This is a genomic window from Pseudomonas sp. PS02290, assembly GCF_029960075.1.
GTDB lineage: Bacteria > Pseudomonadota > Gammaproteobacteria > Pseudomonadales > Pseudomonadaceae > Aquipseudomonas.
In genome coordinates, this window is the sequence record NZ_JASCOY010000070.1 from 19,983 (window position 1) to 27,747 (window position 7,765).

At 62.4% G+C, this 7,765-nt stretch carries 7 protein-coding genes and 1 riboswitch; of the genes, 1 reads left to right on the top strand and 6 read right to left on the bottom strand.

Annotation, left to right across the window (positions count from 1 at the left end):
- Nucleotides 1–97 precede the first annotated feature (97 nt).
- Nucleotides 98–256: riboswitch (FMN riboswitch) on the top strand.
- Nucleotides 257–382: 126 nt separating this feature from the next.
- Complete coding sequence (locus QMX88_RS22520) at nucleotides 383–877, top strand: 6,7-dimethyl-8-ribityllumazine synthase (protein WP_282372436.1); 495 nt, start codon at nucleotides 383–385, stop codon at nucleotides 875–877.
- A 291-nt stretch (nucleotides 878–1,168) separates the two neighbouring features.
- On the opposite strand, the gene astE is transcribed toward QMX88_RS22520, so the two are convergent.
- The 6 genes from astE to aruF all read right to left on the bottom strand — a co-directional run bounded on the left by astE (nucleotide 1,169) and on the right by aruF (nucleotide 7,628).
- The gene (gene astE / locus QMX88_RS22525) at nucleotides 1,169–2,176 is read right to left on the bottom strand and encodes a succinylglutamate desuccinylase (protein WP_282372437.1); all 1,008 of its coding nucleotides are present in this window, start codon (nucleotides 2,174–2,176) and stop codon (nucleotides 1,169–1,171) included.
- 20 nt (nucleotides 2,177–2,196) lie between these two features.
- The gene (locus QMX88_RS22530; protein WP_065986195.1) at nucleotides 2,197–2,490 is read right to left on the bottom strand and encodes a topoisomerase II; all 294 of its coding nucleotides are present in this window, start codon (nucleotides 2,488–2,490) and stop codon (nucleotides 2,197–2,199) included.
- Between the two features lie 76 nt (nucleotides 2,491–2,566).
- Nucleotides 2,567–3,913: an N-succinylarginine dihydrolase gene (gene astB, locus QMX88_RS22535; RefSeq protein ID WP_192171004.1), complete on the bottom strand. Its 1,347-nt coding sequence runs from the start codon at nucleotides 3,911–3,913 to the stop codon at nucleotides 2,567–2,569.
- Between the two features lie 70 nt (nucleotides 3,914–3,983).
- Nucleotides 3,984–5,453, bottom strand: a complete 1,470-nt coding sequence (gene astD / locus QMX88_RS22540; protein ID WP_282372438.1) for a succinylglutamate-semialdehyde dehydrogenase — start codon at nucleotides 5,451–5,453, stop codon at nucleotides 3,984–3,986.
- On the bottom strand, nucleotides 5,450–6,475 hold the full coding sequence (gene astA / locus QMX88_RS22545; RefSeq protein WP_282372439.1) for an arginine N-succinyltransferase: 1,026 nt from the start codon (nucleotides 6,473–6,475) through the stop codon (nucleotides 5,450–5,452). Before astA ends, astD begins: the two co-directional genes overlap by 4 nt.
- A 121-nt stretch (nucleotides 6,476–6,596) precedes the next feature.
- Complete coding sequence (gene aruF, locus QMX88_RS22550; RefSeq protein ID WP_192171002.1) at nucleotides 6,597–7,628, bottom strand: arginine/ornithine succinyltransferase subunit alpha; 1,032 nt, start codon at nucleotides 7,626–7,628, stop codon at nucleotides 6,597–6,599.
- Between the last annotated feature and the right edge of the window lie 137 nt (nucleotides 7,629–7,765).

The following is a 7,765-nucleotide window of genomic DNA, read 5'->3' on the forward strand; positions in this document are numbered from 1 at the left end:
GCCTTATAAGAAAAGCTGATGAAAACCATCAAAAAGGCTCCAAGCGAATCCCGGAAATCTATGTTACAAACTGCACGCCGACGGAAAACGCCGTTGGCAACGTTCTCAGGGCGGGGTGCGATTCCCCACCGGCGGTAATGGCGCGCAATGCGTCTAGCCCGCGAGCGCTTGCAGCGAGCTTACCCTCAATGCAAGGTCAGCAGACCCGGTGTGATCCCGGGGCCGACGGTATAGTCCGGATGAAGAGAGAACGGGACTGGCACAACAGGATCGTTTCCAGACCAATCCAGGCGCTTGACGTCGCGGACGGTTTCGCACGTACCCTGGCATCCCATTCGATCCAAAACGCCCTGTTTTTTTCATTAAACAGGAGTCAGAACACATGCAACCTACCGCCATTCACGCTCACGAGCGCATCGCTTTCATTCAAGCCTGCTGGCACAAGGAAATCGTCGATCAGGCGCGCAAGGGCTTTGTCGCCGAGATGGCGCAACACGGTTACACCGAGACCGACATCGATTTCTTTGAAGTCGGCGGCGCGTTCGAAATCCCGCTTCACGCCAAGTTGCTGGCGAAGTCAGGTCGCTACGGCGGTGTCGTGGCTGCAGGTCTGGTGGTCGACGGCGGCATCTATCGCCACGAGTTCGTCGCGCAATCGGTGATCAGCGCGCTGATGCAGGTTCAGCTGGACACCGAAGTGCCGGTGTTCTCGGTCGTGCTGACCCCGCACCACTTCCACGCCGGTGAAGAGCACCAGAAGTTCTTCTTCGATCACTTCGTACACAAGGGTCAGGAAGCGGCCAAGACCTGCGCGGACACGCTGACAAAGCTGCGTGCAGTGCGTCGGGTGAGTGAGGGGCAGAAAGCGGCGGGTTGATCACGAGGCGCCCACTGAAACCGGCACTTCAACGGCAAGATATATAGGGCCGTTGAAAACACCGCAATGTGGCGTAGTGAACACGGTCATGTGGGAGTGAGCTTGCTCACGAAGACGGCATTTCAGCCGCTACAAATTTAGCGGATGTACCGGCCCCTTCGCGAGCAAGCTCGGCTCCCACAAGTCCGCATTAGCGGGAAAATCACCGATGCCCCGCCTGACTCAACCAGAGCCGTCACAACCAAGTGCGCTCCTGCAATCATTGAGCGACTGCGATTTGAACAGGTCGCGTCAGGCCAATGTCTCGTCAGTCGCCGGCACGATCAGAATCCCCGCCCGCAGCCCGTTCTTGACGTTCGGGTTGGGGAAGATGATCCGGGCGCCCTCTTCTTCTATGACCCAGCGTGAATCGGCCAGGTCTTCGGCCAGCACGTAGCCTTTTTCAAGTTCTGTGAAGTTCTCGATGTCCGCTGGCAAGTTCAGGCGGAAGGCGTCGCTGTGCTTTATGATCTCCCGGGCTACGCTGAACAGCTGCAACCCGTTCAGATCCCCAGGCTCATCGGCTTCGGTGCCGGTGATCAGGCGTTCGAGACAGGACTTCAGCTTGTCGAGATTGACCTGCTGGTTCTGCCCGAACGGGCGTGCCTTGCCCAACTCCAGGGTGAAGGCTTCAGCGTCGAGCTTGTCGTAGGTGTAGGCGCTGAACACGATCGAGGACTTGTTCTGCAGCAGCACCGCTTCCATGCCCGCAGCGCGCAGCCGGGCCAGTTCACGGCGGGAATGGGCGCGGCCTTCTTTCCACGGGTACAGCGCGAACTGCTCGATCTTCGAACCGCGAATCGCCGTGTGCAGGTCGTAATGCAGGCGGTAACGGCCCGGAATATTGAAGAAGCTGGCGGCCAGACGCTCGAGTTCGCAGGCGCGCAAGGCTTCGCTGCCGCCGCTGTGCTCATGACGGCCATTGAACAGCCGGTTGACGTCCTGCTCGACGTAACGCCCGCCGCTGCGCATCGCTTCGGGATTGCCGAACAGGAACAGAATACGTGCGCGAGGCTTGAGTTCGCCCCGGGCGATGGCGTGAATCAGCGCGTCGAGCAACTCGATGGGCGCGGTTTCATTGCCGTGGATGCCGGCGGACAGCAGCAGGTCGGTGCCATTGTCCCGCGCTTCGGGAGGCCTGACTTCCAGCGCTCCCTCGGCGAGCCAGCGCATGCGAACGCCGTCGACGGTCAGCTGAGTCTTTTCCGCGGGTTCGCGACCCGCGAGGGTCAGTTCAAGCAGTTTGCCGAGGGCGAGCATGGGGAGCTTCCTGCGCAGGCTTAGTCGTGGGTGCAGTCTGGGCCGTGCACGTGGCCTTCTTCGTCGTCGCCGCTCATGTCAGCCGGTTCCATTTCCAGCTGCAGGCTGACCAGGTTGGTCGCCAATGGACGCAGCAGCAGGTTGGCGTATTCGGCATCGCCCTCTTCGACGTCAACGCCGATCAGCAACTGGCCACGGCCGTCCTGTTGAATCCAGACTTCTTTGCCCTGCCAGATAACGGCAAGACGGGTGCAGGACGTTTCCAGCTGAGTGCCGTCGGTGTCTTCGAGGATCAAACGCAGCGCGTCGGTCATGGCAAAACTCTCTCTGTAAAAGCAAAAACATCGCCGCCTGACGCCACTTGGGCGCAGGCGCAACGGATGGGGTGCATCAATTGATCTGGAAAGGATAGACCGCGCCCAGTTTCAGGTGCTGCGTCAGCTCGTCCAGCGCCGTACGGCATTCAATCAGCAGTTGGGGATCGGCCAGATCACTGTCGCTCATGCGGTCGCGATAGTGCTTGTCGACCCACTGCGTCAGCGTGTCGTACAGCGGCGCGGTCATGATAACGCCTGGATTGACCGCCGCCAGTTCGGTTTCATTCAGGGCCACGCGAAGACGCAGGCACGCCGGGCCGCCACCGTTCTGCATGCTCTGCTTGAGATCGAATACCTTGACCTCACTGATCGGGCTGTCGTCCGCCAGCAGGCGCTGCAGGTAATGCCACACGCGCTCGTTGCTGCGGCACTCTTCCGGCACGATGAGCAGCATCGAACCGTCGGCGCGGGACAGCAACTGGCTGTTGAACAGGTACGAACGCACCGCGTCTTCCACGGCCACTTCACTGCGCGGCACGCAAATGGCCTGGAAGCGACCGCCCCGTTGACCGAGTTTGTTGTGCAGCTCGGCGAGCATGGGCTCGGTATTGAGGAATGCGTCCTCGTGATAGAACAGGACCTCGCCATTGCCCACCGAGATCACGTCGTTATGAAACACGCCCTGATCGATCACGGCCGGGTTCTGCTGGGCGAAGACCACGCCTTCGGCGCTCAGGCCATGCAGACGCGCAACGGCCTGGGAGGCTTCGAGGGTCTGGCGCGCCGGGTATTTCTGCGGCGCGGGGAAACGGCTGTCGAAGGCGGCGCGGCCGAAGACGAAAAACTCGACGCCGGGCTCCCCGTAGCTGCGGCAGAAGCGCGTGTGGTTGGCCGCGCCTTCGTCGCCGAACTGGGCAACGGCAGGCAGCGCCGCGTGGTGGGCGAAATGCTGCTGATCGGCGAACATTGCGCCGAGCACGCGGCTGGTGGTCGGGTGCTCGATGCTGCGGTGGTATTTGCAGTTGAGGTTGGCGGCGGTGAAATGCACGCGGCCGTCGGCGGTGTCGGCGCTCGGGCTGACCGTGGCGGCGTTGGCCACCCACATGCTCGACGCCGAGCAGCTGGCGGCCAGCAGCGGCATCGACTCTTTGGCCGCGCGCTCAATGACCTGTGCGTCGCTGCCGCTGAAGCCCAGCTTGCGCAGACCGGCCACGTCAGGACGTTCCTGGGGGGCCAGCACGCCCTGGGTAAAACCCATCTCCATCAGCGCTTTCATCTTGGCCAGCCCCTGCAAAGCGGCCTCGCGCGGATTGGAGGATTGCTGGCAGTTGTTCTGGGACGCGACGTTGCCGTAGGACAGCCCACCGTAGTTGTGGGTCGGGCCCACTAGACCGTCAAAGTTGACTTCACAGGATTTCATCGGTGAGGCTCCGTGGATCTGTTTTTATGTGCACATTCTTCGATGTGCGCTGCGCTATCAAGGAGCGCGGTCAGTTCAGGGTGATGCCGGGCGTCAGGCTGGCAGGCAGCGCCAGGGTTTCGGTCTCCAGCGACGCCACCGGGTACGCGCAATAATCCGCCGCGTAGTAGGCGCTGGCGCGATGGTTGCCCGAGGCGCCGACACCGCCGAACGGTGCCGTACTCGCCGCGCCGGTCAGTTGCTTGTTCCAGTTGACGATGCCTGCACGGCTCTGCAGCCAGAACTGCTGATAGCGCGCCTGGGAATCCGACAACAGCCCCGCCGCCAGCCCGTACTGCGTGGCATTGGCCTCTTCGATGGCTGCGTCGAAATCAGCGTACCGAATCACCTGCAACAGCGGGCCGAACAGTTCCTCATCCTCACGATCTGCCACGTCACTGACGTCGATGATGCCCGGCGTCAGCAGCGCTGATTGCGCGGCAGGCTGGGTCATTTCGAGCAGGGCAACTGCGCCGTTGGCCAGCATCACTTCCTGAGCATCGATCAGTGCCTGCGCAGCGGACAGGGAAATCACCGAGCCCATGAACGGCGCCGGCTGTTGATCGAATGCGCCGACCTGAATGGTCGAGGTCACCTCAACCAGCCGCGCCAGGAATGCATCGCCCCAGGCACCCTGGGGCACCAGCAGGCGGCGGGCACAGGTACAGCGCTGGCCGGCGGAAATAAAGGCCGACTGGATCACGGTGTACACCGCGGCATCGACGTCGGCGACCTGATCGACCACCAGCGGGTTATTGCCACCCATTTCCAGGGCAAGAATCTTGTCCGGGCGACCGGCGAACTGTTGATGCAGGGAATTGCCGGTGCGGCTGGAACCGGTGAAGAACAACCCGTCGATCCCTGAATGGCCCGCCAGTGCGATGCCGGTGTCCCGCGCGCCTTGCAGCAGATTGAGCACGCCCGCCGGCAGACCGGCTTCGATCCAGCATTGCGCGGTCAGTTCGGCGACTTTGGGTGTCAGCTCGCTAGGCTTGAACACGACAGTGTTGCCCGCCAGCAACGCCGGCACGATGTGCCCGTTAGGCAGGTGACCCGGGAAGTTGTAAGGACCGAACACCGCCACCACACCGTGGGGCTTGTGTCGCAGCACGGCGGTGGCGTCGCCCAGCGGGCCGCTCTTCTCGCCGGTCCGCTCGCGGTAGCTCTGAATCGAAATCGCCACCTTGTTGGCCATGCTGGTCACTTCTGTCGCCGATTCCCACAGCGGCTTGCCGGTTTCCTCACCGATGCAACGGGCGATTTCATCGGCGCGGTTTTTCAGCGCAGCGGCGAAGGCTTCGAGCACGGCAATGCGCTCGTCCAGACTGCGCGTCGCCCAGGCCGGAAACGCCTGTCGGGCGGATCTGACCGCCGCATCAACCTGTTCAGCCGTCGCGCTTTGGCCCGACCAGATCACCTGCTGGCTCACCGGGTTCAGGGACTCGAATGCGTCGCCCTGCCCGTCCTGCCAGGCACCGGCAATGTACAAAGTGTTCATCAAATACTCTCCCGAGCGGGCGACAGTTGCACGGCGCGAACTTGATCACCGGCGCTGAGGCGCAAGCGCTTGGCCGTCTGTGGATCGACCACCAACGTGCCGGCGGCAAGGCGCGCAGGCGCAGCGGTCACGCGGCAGTCTTCGCGCTTGCGGTTGTGGATAAGGAATGGCGTCGCATCGTCGCCCGGTGTGCCGACGGCCAGCACCAGCGCCTGGCTGTCGCGGACTGCGCGAATCTTGCTGGTTTCGCACTCGATGGCCGGGCCGGCGTCGAAAATGTCGACGTAACCTTGATAGCTGAAACCTTCGGCCTTGAGCATGGCCAGCGCCGGTTCGGTGCTGACGTGTACGCGGCCAATGACCTCACGCGCTGCCTCTGAGAGGAAGCAGCTGTACAGCGGAAACTTCGGCATCAGCTCGGCGATGAAGGCGCGGTTGCCGACCCCGGTGAGGTAGTCGGCCTGGCTGAATTCCATTTTGAAGAAGTGTCGGCCCAGGCTTTCCCAGAACGGCGAATGGCCGTGTTCGTCGGAGATGCCGCGCATTTCAGCGATGGTCTTGGTGCCGAACAGCTCCGGAAACTCGGCAATGAACAGCATCCGCGCCTTGGACAGCAAGCGGCCATTGAGGCCGTTGCGGTAGTCGGCGTGGAGGAACAACGAGCACAGCTCGGAGTTGCCGGTGAGGTCGTTGGCCAGGAACAGCGTCGGGATCTCCCGATAGATATTCAGCTCTTGAGAAGCGCTGACCGTCAGGCCGACCCGGTAGTTGTACCAGGGCTCGCGCAACCCCACGGCGCCCGCGACGGCGGAAATGCCCACGACTTTCTCGTCGTCATCTTCGAGCACGAACAGGTAGTCAGCGTCGCCCCGCCCGGCCTCGCCACGGAAGGTTTTCTCGGCCCAGCCGACCCGGTGCGCCAGACGCTCTTCATTGGCCGGCAAGGTGGTCAGGCCTGCGCCGGTGCTGCGCGCCAGCTCGATCAGCGCCGGAAGGTCACTGCTGCGTACGGGACGAACGATCATGCTTTCTCCTCATGCCGGTGGTTCTGCAACCGCCGGCGAACTCGCTAACCTGCTTTACGGCGTCGGCCTGCGACTGCAGCGCCCATCACCGTCAACTCATCTCATCCATCGAGCCCGGCTTTCAGACCGCGACAATGCGCACGCTGGCGCCTTCGCCGACACCCAGCGCTTCGGCCGCGGCCAGGCTCAGGGCCACTGGCTTGCCTGGCACCCAGTCCAGTTCCAGCATTACGGCGCGGTAGTCCTGCAACTGGCCGTTGGAAACCAGATAAGGCCGCCCGCCCTTCACCGCATCACCGGTACTGACCGTGTCGACCTTGACCGGCACGACGCGGCTCTGGGCGATGGAGCGAATGCCGGACACCCGCGCGTGCAGGGTCGGCCCGCCGTCGAAGATGTCGATGTAATGATCGGTCTCGAAGCCTTCACGCATCAGGATGTCGAAGGTGATCTGGGCACGCGGATGAACCTGGCCCATGGCTTCCTGCGCTTCATCGGGCAGCAGCGGCACGTAGATCGGGTAATGGGGCATCAGCTCGGCGAGGAAGGTCCGGCTTTTCAGCCCGCACAGGCGCTCGGCTTCGGCGTAGTTGATGTCGAAGAAGTTGCGGCCGATGGCGTCCCAGAAGGGTGAGTCGCCGTGGTCGTCGCTGTAACCGACGATCTCGGTCACCACCGAATCGGCGAAGCGCTCCGGGTGGCTGGCGACGAACAGCAGACGGCCACGGGAATTGAGTTCCGACCACAGCGTGCCGACCAGCTCAGGCAGCACGTAGAAGCTGGTCAGCAGGCTGTTGCCGGTGAGGTCGTGGCACTGCGAGAGCACGTGGATCTTGTTGTGGATCTTCAGTTCACGGGAGGCGTGGACGAAGGTTTCGTTGCGAAAACTGTAGAACGGCTCGGAATAACCCGCCGAAGCGACGATCCCGGAGCAGCCCACCAGACGACCGGACTCGGTGTCTTCGAGGACAAAGAAGTAGGTCTCTTCGCCGTTGAAACTGACTTCCGCCGCGAACGAGGCTTCGGACGCCGCAATCTTGTCACTCAGACGTCCAGCGTCATCCGGCAGGGACGTGACACCAATCGGGCTGTCTGCCGCGAGTCGTTGAACCTCGCTCAGATCCGCCATTTGCGCGGGGCGCATCACCAGCATGGTGTCACTCCTTGAGAAAAAAATCGGGCCGGTAGTCCGGCAGGAAAAAACAAAAAGATGAAGCGCGTTCGACCTTGTAGGAGTGAGCTTGCTCGCGAGAGCGGTAGGTCAGATGCAACCGTTTCGCTGACACACCG